Origin of the sequence: Butyrivibrio proteoclasticus B316 (assembly GCF_000145035.1) — a bacterium.
GTDB classification, from domain to species: Bacteria; Bacillota; Clostridia; order Lachnospirales; family Lachnospiraceae; genus Butyrivibrio; species Butyrivibrio proteoclasticus.
This window is the reverse complement of the sequence record NC_014387.1, coordinates 538,806-556,891: the sequence shown is the minus strand read 5'-3', so window position 1 is coordinate 556,891 and position 18,086 is coordinate 538,806. Positions and strand designations below refer to the sequence as shown.

Annotated in this window: 18 protein-coding genes; all 18 read right to left on the bottom strand. The window is 35.9% G+C overall.

The window, feature by feature from the left end:
• Positions 1-14 precede the first annotated feature (14 nt).
• A complete protein-coding gene (gene asnB, locus BPR_RS02235; RefSeq protein ID WP_013279838.1) occupies positions 15-1,868 on the bottom strand; it encodes an asparagine synthase (glutamine-hydrolyzing) in 1,854 nt (617 codons plus the stop codon).
• A 36-nt stretch (positions 1,869-1,904) separates the two neighbouring features.
• Complete coding sequence (locus tag BPR_RS02230; RefSeq protein WP_013279837.1) at positions 1,905-2,657, bottom strand: acylneuraminate cytidylyltransferase family protein; 753 nt, start codon at positions 2,655-2,657, stop codon at positions 1,905-1,907.
• A gap of 3 nt (positions 2,658-2,660) precedes the next feature.
• Entirely contained in the window at positions 2,661-3,590 is a 930-nt protein-coding gene (locus BPR_RS02225) for a Gfo/Idh/MocA family protein (RefSeq protein ID WP_143754249.1), read from the bottom strand.
• A gap of 5 nt (positions 3,591-3,595) precedes the next feature.
• Positions 3,596-4,561: a Gfo/Idh/MocA family protein gene (locus BPR_RS02220; protein ID WP_013279835.1), complete on the bottom strand. Its 966-nt coding sequence runs from the start codon at positions 4,559-4,561 to the stop codon at positions 3,596-3,598.
• Between the two features lie 3 nt (positions 4,562-4,564).
• Positions 4,565-5,728: a UDP-N-acetylglucosamine 2-epimerase gene (gene neuC / locus BPR_RS02215; protein ID WP_013279834.1), complete on the bottom strand. Its 1,164-nt coding sequence runs from the start codon at positions 5,726-5,728 to the stop codon at positions 4,565-4,567.
• The gene (neuB, locus tag BPR_RS02210) at positions 5,725-6,720 is read right to left on the bottom strand and encodes an N-acetylneuraminate synthase (RefSeq protein ID WP_013279833.1); all 996 of its coding nucleotides are present in this window, start codon (positions 6,718-6,720) and stop codon (positions 5,725-5,727) included. Before neuB ends, neuC begins: the two co-directional genes overlap by 4 nt.
• A complete protein-coding gene (locus BPR_RS02205) occupies positions 6,720-7,355 on the bottom strand; it encodes an acetyltransferase (RefSeq protein WP_013279832.1) in 636 nt (211 codons plus the stop codon). The genes neuB and BPR_RS02205 overlap by 1 nt, the downstream gene beginning before the upstream one ends.
• Before the next feature lie 21 nt (positions 7,356-7,376).
• Entirely contained in the window at positions 7,377-8,036 is a 660-nt protein-coding gene (locus tag BPR_RS02200) for an acetyltransferase (RefSeq protein ID WP_013279831.1), read from the bottom strand.
• Positions 8,029-9,207 carry a LegC family aminotransferase gene (locus BPR_RS02195; RefSeq protein WP_013279830.1) on the bottom strand — a complete coding sequence of 393 codons (1,179 nt, stop codon included), beginning with the start codon at positions 9,205-9,207 and terminating at the stop codon, positions 8,029-8,031. The genes BPR_RS02200 and BPR_RS02195 overlap by 8 nt, the downstream gene beginning before the upstream one ends.
• A 15-nt stretch (positions 9,208-9,222) precedes the next feature.
• Positions 9,223-10,377, bottom strand: coding sequence for a polysaccharide biosynthesis protein (locus tag BPR_RS02190; protein ID WP_242662179.1), 1,155 nt, complete (start codon positions 10,375-10,377; stop codon positions 9,223-9,225).
• A gap of 63 nt (positions 10,378-10,440) precedes the next feature.
• Positions 10,441-11,424 carry a radical SAM/SPASM domain-containing protein gene (locus tag BPR_RS02185; protein ID WP_013279828.1) on the bottom strand — a complete coding sequence of 328 codons (984 nt, stop codon included), beginning with the start codon at positions 11,422-11,424 and terminating at the stop codon, positions 10,441-10,443.
• Positions 11,417-12,394: a Gfo/Idh/MocA family protein gene (locus tag BPR_RS02180; RefSeq protein WP_013279827.1), complete on the bottom strand. Its 978-nt coding sequence runs from the start codon at positions 12,392-12,394 to the stop codon at positions 11,417-11,419. Before BPR_RS02180 ends, BPR_RS02185 begins: the two co-directional genes overlap by 8 nt.
• Entirely contained in the window at positions 12,379-13,365 is a 987-nt protein-coding gene (locus BPR_RS02175) for a Gfo/Idh/MocA family oxidoreductase (protein ID WP_042256382.1), read from the bottom strand. Before BPR_RS02175 ends, BPR_RS02180 begins: the two co-directional genes overlap by 16 nt.
• A 43-nt stretch (positions 13,366-13,408) precedes the next feature.
• A complete protein-coding gene (locus BPR_RS02170) occupies positions 13,409-14,377 on the bottom strand; it encodes a polysaccharide deacetylase family protein (RefSeq protein ID WP_013279825.1) in 969 nt (322 codons plus the stop codon).
• 28 nt (positions 14,378-14,405) lie between these two features.
• On the bottom strand, positions 14,406-14,630 hold the full coding sequence (locus BPR_RS02165; RefSeq protein ID WP_013279824.1) for a phosphopantetheine-binding protein: 225 nt from the start codon (positions 14,628-14,630) through the stop codon (positions 14,406-14,408).
• 2 nt (positions 14,631-14,632) lie between these two features.
• On the bottom strand, positions 14,633-16,156 hold the full coding sequence (locus BPR_RS02160; RefSeq protein ID WP_013279823.1) for an amino acid adenylation domain-containing protein: 1,524 nt from the start codon (positions 16,154-16,156) through the stop codon (positions 14,633-14,635).
• A gap of 17 nt (positions 16,157-16,173) precedes the next feature.
• Positions 16,174-17,148, bottom strand: a complete 975-nt coding sequence (locus BPR_RS02155; RefSeq protein WP_207636486.1) for a hypothetical protein — start codon at positions 17,146-17,148, stop codon at positions 16,174-16,176.
• A 110-nt stretch (positions 17,149-17,258) separates the two neighbouring features.
• Positions 17,259-17,984 carry a class I SAM-dependent methyltransferase gene (locus BPR_RS19475; RefSeq protein ID WP_167531135.1) on the bottom strand — a complete coding sequence of 242 codons (726 nt, stop codon included), beginning with the start codon at positions 17,982-17,984 and terminating at the stop codon, positions 17,259-17,261.
• Positions 17,985-18,086 lie beyond the last annotated feature (102 nt).

Below are 18,086 nucleotides of genomic sequence, written 5' to 3'. Positions count from 1 at the left end.
AAAAACATCCCCAATCAATTGATTCTATGAAGCCAATCCAAATATACAAGTACATACCAAATACTTTCATTCCACTTACCACCATCTATATAATCACGCCACATTTTCAATATACTATTAGTATCAAGAACCGAAGCGCTCTCTATAGATGCTGGACTCATCAGTGCCTCAGCCCATTCCCGCAACTCGCCATCTCTCATCCACTTGTCCAGTGGAATCGAGAAGCCAGTTTTAGGGCGCTCTAATAGTTCCTTTGGTACATATGTGTAAACAATTTTCCTAAGAACTCTTTTGGTAACGCCATTATGAAACTTATACTCTAAAGGTAGTCTCCAAGCAAATTCTATTACATCTCTATCCAAAAAAGGCACTCTTGTTTCCAACGAATGAATCATTGATGCTCTATCTACCTTAGCTAAAATATCGTCCGGTAAATACATCTTGAAATCCATTGCCATCAATCTGTCTTGATCAGAAAGTATATCATCGCTAGGAAATAGATCAAAATAGTCTTGGTAATTATCAGGATTCTTTAAAAAACTAGTATCGGAAACAGAAACAGCCGCATATAATTCAGGCAAAGAGCTTGCCATAAGTCTCTTAACATATGGATCATTTTTACTCTTTCCCGCCAACATCATTGCTCGCGCCCTAGCATGCTGTATACCAAAAGGCAATTTCTTTTGTTTGCTCCAAGAATCCGTAACCCAACCATTATACCTAGGATAGCCGCAGAATAGCTCATCTCCGCCGTCGCCACTTAGAACAACGGTAACATCTTGTTTTGCTATCTGACTGATAATACTCGTCGGTATTTGTGATGAATCTGCAAAAGGTTCTGTATATATTTTACTTAAACTAGGAATAACTGATTTAAGTTCTTCAACGGAAACATATTTTTCAGTGTGTTTTGTACCCAAAATCTTGGCAGTCTGAGCAGCTATAGGCGCCTCATTATACTCTGGAGAGTCAACTCCTATAGTAAATGATCTAATTGGCTGTGAAGAAACTTGTTGCATCAAAGAAATAATCGTAGTGCTATCTATCCCTGCAGATAAAAACGCTCCTAGTGGTACATCAGAAATCATTTGTCCGCTTATAGAATCTTTGAGCAATGACTCAATTATTTCTGCCGCTTCATCCATGCTTCCATTAAACTTGTTTTTTTGACACTCCACATATTTATCATATGAAGACCAATATGTAATATCCTCCACCGTATCATACGGCTCTTTTATTTTCAGATAATGTCCTGGTTCAAGTTTCTTAATTCCTTTATAAATAGAGAATGGCGCAGGAATATATCCTCTTCTAAAAAACAATTCAGTGGCCGAATAATCTATTTCTCGTTTAAAATCATCTAGCGCTGTGAAACATGATAATTCTGATGCGAAAGTAAATCTTCCATTTATAAAACCATAGTATAAAGGTTTTTCCCCAGCCCTATCCCTAACTAGAAATAGCTCTTTATTCTTTCTGTCATAAAGAGCTATAGCAAACATTCCCTTAATAGCTTCTAGAGTTTTATCAATCCCAAGATATTCAAAAGCTTCTAGTAATATCTCAGTATCTGTAATACTTCTAAAATGAATATTCTTATTCCTAATCTTTTCAGTCAACTGCTTATGATTATATATTTCACCATTAAACGCAATCACATAATCACCGCTAGCTGAAATCATCGGCTGCGAACCAGCCTCCGAGACATCCAATATAGCAAGTCTTCTGTGCCCAAGAACTACAGAATCATCTTCAGTTTTCCAGTACCCAAATGAATCAGGCCCTCTGTGCCTGATTCTATCTGTCATATTCTTTATATTATCTATTGAATCATCTTTTCCGTGGCAAAAGCCTGCTATTCCACACATGTATCACCAGCCTATTTATCTATGACCGTCATCCATTCAAGATTGGATATTTTTCCTTACTTCGGCAAAACCGCTCACATTCTCAAACAAATACTCCCCTATAACTTCCATTAACACAAAATCATTCTCATGATCCAAATCCAGAATACCCGTATCGTACATCTCAACCACTTCGCAATATCCGTCCAAAACGCCTTTTCCAGTTCTCAAATAATCTGGGTTGTACGCGTAGATAGATGCATTCATATCATAAATTTCAGGAGCCTGCTGTCTGGATGTAAAATCAGATGAAATAACTTTTTTAACCCCATGTTCAGTTCTCTTGACTTGGTTGAAATATGGATTACGTCTAGCTAGCGCAACTGTGGTAGTAACATCTGCTTTTTTCTCAACATGAAGATTTATTACATTCTCTATATCTTCAACAGTTCTTAGCGGAGATGTGATATCAAGGTCTACAACTACATCATAATGAGTACGTGCCTGCTGTTCCATTCTAGAAAGACAATCATTAATTACATCTATCTTGCCTATGGTATCCCCTGCCAAGCAAGAATCTCGTTCAATCTTATTCACTTTCATAAACTTGTTATTGCTTACAAGTTCCAATAGTTCCTGGCTATCAGAGTTAACAACCACATCATACTCAATTTCTGGATGTCGTTTTACATACAAATCAATAGCAGATAATGAATAATGAGCCAAATAATATCCGCAAAACTTACGAAGATTTTTATTCTTTATTCCTTTTGAACCAGCTCTTCCGCAAATAGTAAATAATATTTTCATTCTTTATATATTTCCTTGTGTTAATTCCAGCACTTTAAGTGCATGGTAATAATCACTATCACAAGACGTCTTCCCTTCTATAATATCTAAAAAATGCATAAGTTCTCTCTTTTGATAGTCATCGCGATTCTCATCAAAAGAAATCTCTCTTCCTTCTTTCAAAAATCTTATGCTATTCCCTACTATGTCTCCAATAATAGTATCTTCTCTTGTAAAAAGCTGTATCTCTCGGATTGTATTCCTGCCAAAATAATCCAAGTGCAATTCCGCTACCATTTTATCATACTGTGCGATATAAATAGCGTAATCATCACTATCGATTTCCAAGTCAGAAACTCTTCCAATCATAGATTTTACACTATTAGGGAACCCAAAAAGATATGACAGATAATCCCATTCATGTATTAAATCTATGCTGACTCCTCCTCCTAAATCTCTGTGTGCACTGTATGTATCTCTATAATCCTGTCCAGGTCTCCAGTCCGGAAGATAACTCGAAGATATACTTCTAACAGATATTACGTCATTCAAATCAATATTATCTTTTATGTAATTAATGACAGCATTATATCTTAGTGGGCATGCCACATAGTACACCGAATCTATTTTCGGTTCAAATTTCCTTGCATTACTAATCTGGCCAAGAGAAACAACAGGTTTTTCGATAAAAAAGTTCTTGCCCTTTTTATTAAACTGTTCTATCGAGGCTAGATGTAACTCCGTAGGATTTGTTATAAAGACTATATCATAATCATCCGGAACATCCGATATTTCCTGATAAACATCGCTGATTCCATAGTCCTTATCGGTACCGCGTCTAAACGCATCAATTTCAAATTGTGCTCCAATCTGTTCTCCGATGTCCAGCATATTCCTTATATGCCTTCTTGCTATAGAACCTATTCCCACAAAAAGAACTTTATATCTTTTCATCTCCATTAAGCCCCTAGTTCACCTATCAGCTTTATTATCTTTTTATCCTTTTCAAAACTATGAAGCGGTTCTCTACCACTTTTTATCATTTCAAAAAAGTCCTCAATCTCATTTTTGTAGGCATTTTCAACAACAAAAGAGCTATAGCCTTCAACATGCTCTGTCTCTTCCGCAAATAACACTTTTTCAAGGCTATTACTGTTCTGTTTATACTCAAATAAACTATCTGGCGTACCACTCCATGATAAATACTTGCCTTCTGAATAAGCCTCAAACTTTCTCACTGCCACCGGAGATACAACATCAACCATTAGAAGACCTTTGTTTCCATTTTCGTGAAGAAGTTGTATAGCGTAATTATCATCATAATCTATGCCTAGGGCTGTTATCCTATCCGCTACCGCACTATACTTATTGACATTTCCAAATGTCTCTACAAGCCAAGGGAGTTCAATTGCTAATATTTCGCGACAACCATTTGTGCGCTTATTTCCTACAAAATAGTCCTTATAGTTCTCCCAAGGATGCCAATCAGGAAGATACTGCCCTATGTGGTAAACGTAATTCCATTTGCAACTATCATCTACTTTAGAGCGAATGTACCTAGTCTCATCTCTATAAAGAAATGTTGAAGAAAGAAAGAGTTTACAGCCATTGTTCCTCGCAAGCTCTATATTGTCATCGTAACCATCGTCCACCAGATTTATCTCTGTAAAAACATTCCATTTTTTTGAAAGACAATCTCGTATTATTGCAGCATGAGAAAGCGGAGATGTACATACAAAAGCACAATCCACATTTTGCAATAAGTCAACGGATTCAAACGAATCTACGCCTAGTTCTTCTTTGGCAACATTTCTTCTATCTTCTCTGCTATCAACTCCATATACTGTATACTCGGGATATAACGCCTTAATCAGCCTTATTCGACGCTTTCCCATGGATCCAAGTCCGATTACTACTACATTCATATATTATATTAGATCATAAAATTTCTTTTTAAGATCTATTCTCCCCTCTTTTATTACTTCAACAATCTTTTCAGCTATTCTTTCCGCAGCATGTCCATCACCGTATGGACTTATCACATCCTTGCAAATAGCTTTATGCTCTTCAGACATAGCCTTCTTGATAGCACTGATAATGCTCAAACTATCTGGTTGGCAATTGATTATGCTATCAGACTGCAATCGGCCTCTCTGCCGATCTCCAATATTTACAGTAGGAACATGAAACGCTGGTGTCTCTATAATTCCACTAGATGAATTTCCAAGAACAAATTCAGAATACTTCATAAGAGATAAATATCTTTTCACTCCAAGCGAAGTATATACATGCATATTATCCATGTTTTCAGCCGCTTCATCTAACAGTTCATTGATTCTATTTCCGCCCTGATCTGCATTGGATTTGGTCACAATAAACTGGATGTCAGGAAAAGCTTTTATAGCCTTGATAAACTCCCCAATTTGATAATCAACACTTTCGTTTTCCATGGTCACAGGATGGTACGTGCAAACTGCATATGTACAATCGTAAAGTCCCACACTCCTGAGTGCGTCTACTTTACTCATATCAGCAATCCGCATTATATTGTCGATGCTCGTAGAGCCGAAATTAAATACTCTCTGAGGATCTTCACCAAGCTGAACCACTCGTTTCCTGCTTATTCCATTAGTAGTAAAATGAAGATAGCTCATCTTGGTAATGGAATGTCTTATCCACTCATCAATTGCGCCTTCTGTGGTATCTCCTCCGCACAAATGAAAAATCGGCGTCTTAGTATTGCCAGCCGCAATAGCTATTGCAAGCATTTCATATCTATCTCCCAAAAGAATTACTGCATCATACCGCTCTTTTGCAAAATGTTTAGTAAATTTTACAAGCGTATCTGCTTGATTAAAAGATACGTCAACATCTGATGCGTTATCTACAGAAATATTGATTCTATAATCAACCCTTATATTATCATTTTCTATTTCGCTGACAGTGTTGCCGTATGTGTCGCTTAAGTGCGTACCAGTTACAATCAAATCCACTTTGAAATCGGATGACTCATATTCTCTTAGCTTTCTGATAACTGGTGACAACAGCCCATACTCAGCCCTTGTAGCCGTTACAATAGCAACCTTTTTCATACTTCTATCAACTCATCCTCTGCAAAATCGCGCTTAGCTTTTTGGCCTAGTATTTCATTCCATCTCATAGGGTTAATTCCTGTACCTGGGCGCTTAGTAGTTATATTCTCTTCAGAAAAAACCTCTCCCGCCTTGATTTCCTTCAATGCAATAATACTCTTTCTTGCAACAGCAATATTTGCAATCTCGGATTGAGAAGGAGTCTTCTCTCCATTTCCAAGCGCTTTTTCAATATTTCGAATTGATTTGACCATCTGTGCAAATTCATCCGGTTCAATGCTGGCTTTATGATCAGGGCCTTCCATATTTTTGTCTAAAGTGAAATGTTTTTCTATAACAGTAGCACCTAATGCCACAGCAGCTATTGGAACTTCAATACCCTGAGTGTGGTCAGAATAACCTATCTTGCATCCAAATTTCTCTTTCAAAGTGAGCATAGCCCTCAAGTTAACATCCTGCATAGGTGTAGGATAATTGGTTGTGCAATGCAAAAGTATAATTTCACTTGCACCATTTTGCCTTAATACATTAAGTGCATCTTCTACTTCCTGAAGTGTACTCATCCCAGTAGAAAGAATAATGTCTTTTCCTGTTCTAGCAATTTCAACCAAATAAGGATAGTTAGTTATTTCACCTGAAGGAACTTTCCATATATTCTGCATGGAATCAAGGAATTGTATACTTTCAATATCAAAAGGTGTAGATAAAAACTGTATTCCAACTTCCTTGCAATAATCTGCCAGCTCCTCGAATGTCTCAAATGATAGCAATAGCTTGCTAAGCATTTCTTTTTGAGATTCTTCTTTGCCTATATTTTCCTTCTGGTACTCTGCCATCTTTGCTGTCTTTGAAACAAGTGAATCAAGCTTAGCTGTTTGGAACTTAACAATATCTGCACCGCATTCCTTAGCCTTAACTATCAATTTCTTTGCAATTTCAATGTTGCCGTTATGATTAACACCTGCCTCTGCGATTATTATAGTATCATTCATTACTTTTCCCTATTATTCTTAATCACTTTTGCAGGAACACCTACCGCTGTAGTCCTAGCTGGTATATTTTTCGTAGCCACTGCTCCTGCTCCTAAGACTACTCCCTCTCCAATAGTTAACCCTTGTATTATTTTGGCTCCAGTACCAATAAATGTATTAGAATTTACTGTCACTTTTCCAGAAACATTAACACCAGGATTAATAGTAACATAATCCCCAATTACAGTATCATGGCCCACAGTACAGTTTAAATTTATAATATTATGATTTCCAATTGTAATATCTACAGTCAGTATATTTCCAGCGCATACAATATTACCCTCGCCTAAATCTAGGCTATCAGACATAATCACGCTAGGATCAATAAGATTTGCAAAATATATTTTAGGATTACGCTTATACTTTTCAACTATTCTTTTCCTAATATCCGGAGATCCAATTGCTACAACTGCATATAATTCCTCTCTTGCAGATAGCATATATTCATCATTCCCAATCACATCGGGATTGCTAACGTCATTGTCAATGAATCCTAAAAAATCCCAAATATTCTCGGCATGATTGATTCTTTCAACTAGCCACTTTACTTCTCTTGCGAATTCTCCACTTCCAACAACAACTATTTTTTTCATCATGCCACCTCCTTAAGAAGCGGCTTAATTACTGAGTTTCGGTCCCCCCCCCGAATTTTTAGACAATATTCCGCAAACCTTCATTTCATCTCCAATATTGTAAAGTACCGTACTATTAGCTCCTATAACTACATTCTTCCCTATACAAACACTTTGAATAATTGTACTCCCTGCCCCTACAAAACTATTGTTTCCAACATGAACTCCCCCGCAAAGGATTGCCCCTGTTGCAATATGGCACTTATCTCCAATTACAGATTCATGCTCAATAATGCATCCTGTATTTATAATACAGTGACTACCAATAGATACACCAGTATTTATGGTCGCATTTTTCCCTATGAAGGTTCCTTGGCCTATATGGACATCATCAGCAATTACAGCTGTAGAATCAATAATGATCGGACTAAGAAAACCCAATTTCTCTATTTCCTCTACTAGAGAAGCTCTAACGTTAGGTTTGCCAACGCTTCCCATAGTAATAAATGCATAATCAAATCCGTTATTTTTCAAATCTGGTAAGCAATCGTCATTACCTACAACATTGCATCCATTAACTATTGTGCCTTCTGGAAGAGAATAGTCCGTGATAACAATCTCTGAATACTCGCTTTTTTCTGATAATGAGTCAATTACAGATTTGCAATGACCTCCACCGCCTACTAATACTAGTTTTTTATCCATTTACTAATGCCTCAAGAAGCTTTTTTATCTCATCTGCAACATAATGAATCTCATCTTCTGTAATGCTAGTACTTGAAGGAATATTAAGAATCCTATCAGCATAATAAGGAGCTTTCTCAAGCTTATATGTCTCATAATTCAAATATGGCTTTTGCTCGTTTATAAGTCCCCATATTGCCCTGGTCTCAATGCCTTTTTCTTTTAACATCAGAATAATATCGCGCATTGGCGTTATTATAACATTCCTGTCAATACACAAAGAATAAAACCACTTATTAGAAGATACCCCCACTCTAAATGGCATCAATTCAGCATACTTACAATCAACGAATTCATTTTTATATAATTCAAAGTTTTTTTGCTTTCTCTTAATGAATTCCGGCAATTCTTCCATTTGAGCAACGCCAAGTGCTGCTTGTAAATTAGTCATTCTATAGTTATATCCAATTTCATCATGAATATAAAAATGTGGATCAGTCTTGGCCTGAGTTGAAAGAAATCTTATATGGTCTACTACTTCCGGATTATTGGCAGTAATTGCCCCGCCGCCTCCAGTTGTAATAATTTTATTACCATTAAAGCTAAAGCATCCAAAATTACCAATAGTTCCAGCATATCTGCCTGAATATTTTCCCTCAAGGTAATATGTGCCCAAAGCCTCTGTAGCATCTTCTATTACCTTAAGTCCGTACGTCGAAGCAACATCCATAACTGCTTCCATGTCTGCCATGTTACCAAACACGTGGACAACCACTATGGCTTTTACTTCTTTTCCATTATGTTTAAGAGATTCGCCATCCCAATCACACTCATCCTGACAAAAATCTCTAAGCTTATCAGGATCCATGCAGAAACTATCATCACAATCAATGAATACAGGTTCTGCAAACTGATATCTGACAGGATTAACTGCCGCTATAAACGTTAGCGGTGGGACTAGTACAACGTCTCCAGGTTTTACCCCTGCCTCAACAAGCGCCATATGAAGCGCAGATGTTCCACTTTGACAAGCCGCTACATTTTCCACATGCATAAAATTTGCCAGCTCTTTTTCTAACCTAGAAATATATGCCCCGCCTGTAGATACCCAGCCCTGATCTATTGCATCATCAACATACTTTCTTTCATTCCCCTCAAAATTGGGGACTGAAAGGGGGATAAACTTATCCATTAGTGCCTCTCTATATTACATTTTACTATCAAGTGATTTTCCGGTTTCGATGTGTTCAAAATTCGGTAAGTATTCATGCATTATTCTAACCACATCTTCTTTAGATGCTTTATCCTGATCAAATACTTCTTTCAATTCAGCAAATAGTTTTTCAATTCTAGTCTTATCTGGAATTATCTTATCAGTGATTACTCCTAAAGAAGAAAATCTATTTAAATCAGTCTTTTCCTCTTCTGTAACAAATTCCTCGAAAGCCTTTTCACCAGATGTATTTGAAACAGAATAGTGCACGGGATACTTCCTACTTCCCTTTTTTAGCTCCTCTGCATGATCAATAGCTTCCTCATCTGAATCACATTGCAAAACTTCATATCCATATGCTTTTAGAAGCTCCGTTCCAATTGCATCAAAAGTCATCATCTGAGCTTCTTCAAGTTTAGGATAAAAGATTTCTCTGTTATTACCTAACACGCAGGAAAGTAGGCATATTTGGCCCGATTCCTCGGGAGAAACAAAAAATCTTCTAACATCTAAAGGTGCTGATAATGGTTGCAATTTCTGTATTCTTGCTATAAAGCCTGCCGGAAGCGAGCCATTTGAAAACGCCACATTAGCAAATCTGGCAGTTTTAACTGGGAATCTGTCTGAATAAGAAAAAATGACATCTTCCATTATCCTTTTACTAGCTCCCATTATGTTAACGGGATTTGCAGCTTTATCGGTGGATACACAAAAGTATTCTTCCGGTGGATACTCTGAAAGAAGATCCAGAAGCTTTTTAGCATGCAGCACATTATTCTGAATCAATGCCTCTACAGAGTATATATCTTTCTCAGATCTGACATGTTTATGTGCTGAAAAATTACCTACTATATCAAATCCGCCTCTATCTCTGAACATCTTCTCAAAAACAGGAGACGAAAAATCCATTGGATATGGTACATAATCATCTGGGACATACATACCCTTTGTAGATCTAAGATCTCTAGTAAGTTCTGCCAATGCGTTTTCGTTTGTATCTACCACAACCAATGACTTTGGCTTAAATGGAAGAAGCGCTTTTATAAATGAGGAGCCAATAGATCCAGCTCCTCCAATTACTAAAACGGATTTATCTTTTACTTTCCCTGTGATTTGCTCACTATTATTCTTAATATCTTCAGCAAACATCGACACAGGTCGTTTGATTACTTTTTCAGATATAAATTGATCTAAACTAAACATCACTTCGCCTTAATCCATTGATAGTCTTTCTGCGCCTTTAAACCTCAATATACACTTCTCGCATATCGTTCCCTTATCATCCGCATCGTCAATAAAAATCTGCCTAAGACGCTTATATCCATCACTATACCATGCTTCTTCAAGGTCAAGTTTCTTGTTCAGATCATATACATAATAATCTGTATAAGGCGCATTACAACAAGGTATAACATGTCCATCGCTATTGATATACATTGTATTAAACAGTATTGGACACTTAAACTCCTTATTTAGTACCATTTCACCCTGGTCATATACACCAAATTCCTCTTTTGCTTTGTCCATATCACTAAGGTTGTCCAGCATTACTGGAATAAAGAGAATATCATCCACTTTATCAGCAAACAGTTCTCTAACTTTCTGCTGAAGATCCGGACCCTGTTTTTTGGTTACGACGCAGGAAATAGAGGTAGCAACATTCAAATTGTTCTCTTGAATATAATCATGCATAAATGTGATATTTCTAACCACTGCATCAAAATCATCAGAGCCGTGAATAGTCTTATATGTTTCTCTATCTGCAGCATTAACAGAAAACCTTATGCTATCAAGTCCTGCATCCAATACAGCTTTTATTCTTTCAGGTGTAGCTAGAGCACCATTTGAAGTAATAAACGTATACTTAAATCCTAGTGCTTTAGTATATGCCACAACTTCTGCAAAATCAGGATATAAAAAAACCTCACCACTTAAATAAAAGCCTACTTCCTTCTCGCCAATGCCTACTCTCTTTGCTTCTTTTAAGATTTCTTTTACGAAATCCAGCTTAAGCATTGATGGCTCAAAATCCCAAGTCTTATACTTACCATGATACCCACAGAATTCACATTTTTGATTACATACGTTATTAAGCTCTATGTTTAAAGAGTTAGGTAACGGCGGGTTATAGGATAAATCGTTGTTAATCTTGCCAAACCTTTCTTTCATGTGCTCACGCATTGTTTGTTTACTCATAATAGTTTTCCCCTGATATTTTTGAATAAATATCCATATTTGCGACTTGTTCCTTCAACGTACACAATCTATTATCCATATCATCATTTAAAAAGGCGATAACTTCACGATATAATCCAGGTTTATATTTCTCGTCCAGACTATAATCTGTGTCAACTTCGTAAATCTTCACACTTCCCCTATCTTGAAGTTGCAATTTCTCTAACGGTCTAAAAATCAACCTATGTTCTGAAGTATTAAGTTCAATTCCCCATCGACCAGGGGCATTCCAATTGGCTGAATATGTAAAAATCTGCTTTTTATCTGTAAATCCAACGCCGCCAAAAACAGAACCACTTCTATGCCATTCAATTATATCTTTCCCACTTATCACTGGCGAAACTGAATCTATTTTTCCACCAGATAAAAACATTGCCATATCAATTACATGTGATGAATTAGCCAAAACCATTTTATCAAAACAGTCTTTGTTTTCCATCTGATCGAATATGTGCTTCCATTCTGTAAATTCAATGTTAAAAGAAGATACTCCGCCATCCTGGTTTATTATTTCTTCAGCAGCATATGTTGATGCATAAAAGCGTCTGTTATATGCAACATAGATACTGCAGTTTTGAGACAAACATAATATTTCTTTTCCTTCGTTTACATCAATTACACCAGGCTTTTCAACTAAAATATGCTTACATCCAGCCTGAACAAGCAATTTGGTAACTTTTCCCAAAGCTCGTTCATTAACAGCAACTATTGCATAAACATCGTCGTCTATTTTTAAACTCTCCAAATATTTCTGTATTCCGCCATATCTTACTTCAATTCCGCATTCATTTTGAAGTTTTTCAGCGTTTTCCTTGCTATTTCCAACTACTTCTAAATTCACTTCCAAATCACGTACAACCTTAATGTACTCTCGCGCCATAAATCCTGCACCAATTAGCAGAATCTTTTTCCTATTTACGTTATTTGACATACATCATTCTCCAAATCACCTGTAATCATATTTTCTTTTTCTAGCAAGGTTTTTAAAAAAACAAGATGCGCTTTCATGCTAATATCAAAAACAGGCAAATCACATTTTCCATAATCAAGGATATCTGAATATATACCTGTCATTGCAACACTTGTAGGCAAGTTACCAACCTCACATGATTTAAGCTCATAACCATCCTCAGCAATTCTATATCTACATTCGTCATTACTTTCAATTATTTCAAAAAAACCTTTATCAGAATGTATGCTAGTAATCATCGGGCAATCACTATCGTGAATACAAGTCAATGTTAGACTTCCTTTTGATCCAACGAAAGAAACAGTACCATTGAATTCTATGTATCCATCTCTTTTTGACTTATATATTACATTATCAAGCCCACTATTTCTTGCTTCTAGTTCTTCACTATCCGCTAATAACATGTTATACAAATCAAGATGATGGATACCATTACAAGCCAATCCCCACTTTCCACCTGTTACTAGCATATTCAAATACCTAGCATCAGACAAATGTTCTGCCAATTTTTTATAGAAAGGAATTGCTCTATACGTAGTATTTACCCACACACTAACATTATATTTTTCAAAAATTTCTCTTGCCCTATAAAAGTCTTCCTCTCGATTGAACAAAAACTTTTCTAATACCATTTTTTTGCATTCTGTTTTTGATAAGAATTCTGTAATAATATTCAATCTAGGCCCTGATGACGTCGCTATTATAGCCATATCAACTGCTTTAGGTATTATATCAATATTTTCTCCAAATATAACATTATGCACATCACTATTATCTATTTGGCGAAATCTTTCGTCAGCTAACGATAATGAATCCTTATTTGGATCAATTACATAAATCTGTAATGGCGTATCTACGTTTGCTAAAGCTTGCAGGTGCCTACTTCCAATATTACCTGCTCCGACTAAAGCTATCACCTTTCTTTCACTCATATTACTAATTTCCTTCCCATACAAACTCTAACATCCCAAGCAATTAAGCCATAAACTCGAAAGCTTGTGATTTAGGCGGAAAATCATTACAATCATATCTTTTTATTTGTAAATCCAATTTGCCGCCTATTGTAGCAATACCTCTTTCAGTAGTAAAACCAGCAATTGCTCCATTTTTCTTAACAAACTCAAGCACATTCTCATTGTAACTACCATATGGATAATTCATAGTCCACTCATCATGATTAGTAAATTCATCCATTACCTCAAGTGCTTTTTTTATATCATTTTGAGCGATTTCATTTGACGCTCTTCCAAGCCACATGTGGCTATAACCATGTATTCCGATATGCATACCATGCCTCTTAAGAGTACGAATCTGGTCTCTTGTCAAATACAAATCTCGAGCCATGATTTCTTCAGAGACATCTAGATATTTTGCAAACAGCTCTGAAGATATTATTCCTCTAAGCTTTTCTGGTAATGCTGTTTGCAATACTCTTTTAATAAAAATAACTTCTTTAGTGTCCCAACTGTTCGCATGTGCAAATTCATTTATGAGTTCATCGTTTGAAGGAAAGTCATACTCAGTCCCTCTATAATAATCCAGTTTTTCTAGCAAATCATTTAACAGCGAATCTACATTAGCTACAGCTAAGATTAAATGAATCTTGTTAACGTCTAACAAGCAATGCTCTTCCACCGGCTTACCAGGAATAAAAAAAGAACCTTGAAATCCATATTCTTCAAGTAATGGTAAAGCATAGGTATAGTTGTCTACATATCCGTCATCAAATGTAAGAAGTAACGCCTTTTCTGGCAAAGTGTACTTCCCTTTTATCGCCTCTATTACCTCTTCCATTCTGACAACATTAAAGTTTTCCTTAAAGAAGGATAGCTGCTTTCTAAAACTCGCCAAATCCATCCCCTTAATTTGTGGATAACGACTATATTGCAACTCCCTCGTATAATGGTACATTGATACTGTTAACTGCTGATTTTGATTTGGCATCTCTTTTTCCCTTATGACATTACATATATCAATTAATATATCTCTTTATCATTTCAAGAATCGCTTCCGCAGACTCAAAATTATCTGGATCTATCTCAGTAGGATCAATTTCAATAGAATACTCTTCTTCTATAGACGAAACAATGCTTATAATATCTATTGAATCTAATACACCATCAGTAACTAAACTCTTGTTGTTTTCAAAGTCCACTTCTGAATTTACCTGTTTTAATAAAGTCAGTAATCTCTCCATAGTTATCCCTCCGCATATAATTTATTAAGTTTAACCCTGTCTATTTTGCCATTTATATTCATTGGCATTTTATCTAAATACTGATATTTGTTTGGATGCATATACCCAGGCAGCTTTTTGCTAATATAACTAGCTATGTTTTCAGTTTTGTTCGTACCGGAGTATACAACTATTATTTCACTAGTATCCCTATTATATAAACAGCATGCACTATCTACGCCCTCTATAGAAATAACTGCATTCTCTATTTCCCCCAATTCGATTCTATGTCCTAAACGCTTAATCTGATAATCTCGTCTACCGGAAAAATAAAAAACATCCTCTGTTCTGTATGCCAAATCCCCTGTCTTGTACATTATTTCCATCCATTTATCATTCGTAGGATTTTGAACGAATACTTCTTTTGTCCTTTCTGGCGCACCATAATAACCATTTGACAGACACTGTCCCAATATACACAGTTCTCCTATTTCTCCCTCTTTAGCTACATTCCCCTCGTCATTTATTACTAGTACAGCACTATTTTCACACGCTTTCCCCAATGGGAGTACTTCCTCGTCACTAAATGCTCTTTCAATATCATAATACATGCATGCATATGTTGCTTCTGTAGGGCCATACATATTAACATACTTTGCCAAAGGAACATTTTTTATCCATTCATTTAAATGTTTACATGGCATAACTTCTCCGCAAAAAATAACAAGCCTTATAGTTGATGGCTTTATAATTTCAAACGCCTTACAATTAACAACATTACACAGCGCTGAAGGCACCCATACCAATGTATTTATCTCATTTTCGACTATATATTGAAGTATCTTTTTAGGAAAAGTATACCTCATTTTTGATGGAATAAATGTTGTTGCACCCGTTTTCAGCGGGATAAAAAGATCCGGAACCGAAGCGTCAAAATAGAATGGTGCCTGATTGCATAGCCTTACAGCCTCATCAAGTCTGTACCTTTCACAAATCCATTCCATAAAATCTATAACTGCCAAATGAGATATTGTAACCCCCTTTGGCACGCCAGTAGAGCCGCTTGTGAATAAAACATATAATAAATCAGTGCTTTTTGATTCACATCTAATGCTGTCAAGCCTTTTCTGATCAATATTTGTCAATACCGCTTCGCTTATGTGAACCCTATCAATACTACAATCAATATCATCTACTTCTTTAGAGGTAGTATCGTCATAAATTATAAGTGCCGGTTTTAATGTCTCAAAAATAAGCTTTACCCTATCCAACGGCATTTGACTATCAATCGGCACATAAAAGCAACCTGCATAAACAGCCCCCAAAAATGCTGCAACACAGCTTGCTTTTTTCTCGGTATATATCACAATTGGGGAATGCTGCCCCACTTTAAATGCAACCATAGTTCCAATTCGTTTTGCACAATCTAGGAGTCTTGTAAATGAGTATTCCTCAGATTCATCTGCATATGCTATCTTATCTCTATATTTTGCTTCAGTTTCTTCTAAATATTGTAAAATATTGTAATACATGCCCATATATCCCATAATCTTTCTAATAATGTCTAATTTGGTCTATCCTGATCGCCATCAGCTTTGGTAAATAATCCCGTTTCAACATTACCAGAAACCCATATTTCTACATTTCTACGTTCAAACGGATTAAAATAATCTGGAATAACTATACTATCGTTTTCCATTCGTTCTGTAAAGCCAGCTTCAAAGATATACTCATATTGAAAACCATAGGTGTAAAAATCTACATATTCGCAATCGTTCTCAGACAAAAGTTCCCGGATAAACGAATTAATTCCAGAAAAGCATATCTGCTCCCCAATATAATCGACAATTCTAACAACGCTTCGTTGCTCATATTCTTGTTTTCTTATAACTATAAGAGCTTTGGAATCATCTAGCTGAATCCCATATACATCATAATTGTATATAGGATGCTTAAAATACCTATGATTTATATATGATAAATCTTTATATGGCACTACACCATGATCATAGAAATTGACATACTCTTGGGTTTCACTAATATCATCTATTTTTTTTACTTTAGCTACTCTGCTTATGTATTTTGGCTCTTGTATATATTTGTCTTTTACATCAGCAATAAAAAAATCATTTCTATCAGCTAAATAATAGAAATGTCTCATTCTCCACGTATTGAATGTTTTAGTTAGTTTTCGTAATAATGGTCCTGTAGTTGTCTGAGAGTCACCAACACCCAGAATTGTCCGTGCCCCAACCATCTGTGGCAATCTTTTATACAACTCCATCCCCAAAAGGGGTAGCACTCCATCTCTTACCTTCCATATACCGGTCCATATGTCAAAAGTACTTGCATCGTGCGATGCCGGCAAAAAGCCCAATATTCCCTCAATCTCTTTACTTTTTCTGTCTATAGCTAAAAGGAAATTAATTCTATCTTGGTCTGCATGTTCATATAAGAAAAACTCTTTATTATTCCCTAATATATGGCCTTTTTTCCAATACTCATCTATAAAACACATAATCCCGTCCACATCAGCCATCTCTGCTAGACGTATTATATACTTATCATCATAGTTCAAAGTAATAACCTAACTGCCATATCATTCGTGATATGGCATACTCCTTTCTTTGCCAAAAAACTCAGCCCATTTCACCACCGCTTAATCAATATATCTTGCCTCGTATAACCAAATGGTAGTTCTACACTTTGTGGTAGCAAAAAAGATTCATAACCCCAATTTCGAATCTCAAGCAGTAAGTCACAGACTTTTTTATCGTCCATAATATCAAAAGGCTCGGTTACGTTGTTTTCAGACTTAATTATATCCTCTTGGGTAAGATTTGTTAATTGGTGCTTATACTCTTTATCAATTTTTCTGCCTACCTCACTATTGGAATATCGTTCCTTAACACTAGTATTCACAACATCCCCAACAAGCATTCTCCCACCTGGTTTAAGCAGATCACAAGCTTTTTTTATAAAGTTTCTCTTGTTATCATATCCATCTATATACATAAGAACACTATAAATCAAAATACAATCATATTGTTCTTCAATTTTTAATTCTGAAAAATCTCCAACTATAAAGCTTACATTATCTAAGTCTTGCGTTCTTTTTTTTAATCTTTCTATTGCAGATTCACCATCAACTCCCGTACAGGAATCGCACATAAACGATAATGGTATTGTAATATCTCCACAATTGCACCCTATATCAAGAAGCGAATCTTCCGCTCTAAGTGACAACTTATTAGCAATATCAACCACAACATGTTTCATAGCGCTTTTCTGAAACGAAAATCTTCCAGATACATTTAAAGATGAAGACAAATGCTTCGCATCTTCTTGAAATTTGTTCATTCTGATATTGTTCATTTTCTGTAGCATGAACTCAGTATATATTTCATGCATTCCTTTCTACATGTTCAATCAAATATTTAGACTGTTATTTTGTATTTATAGACAAACACATTCAGT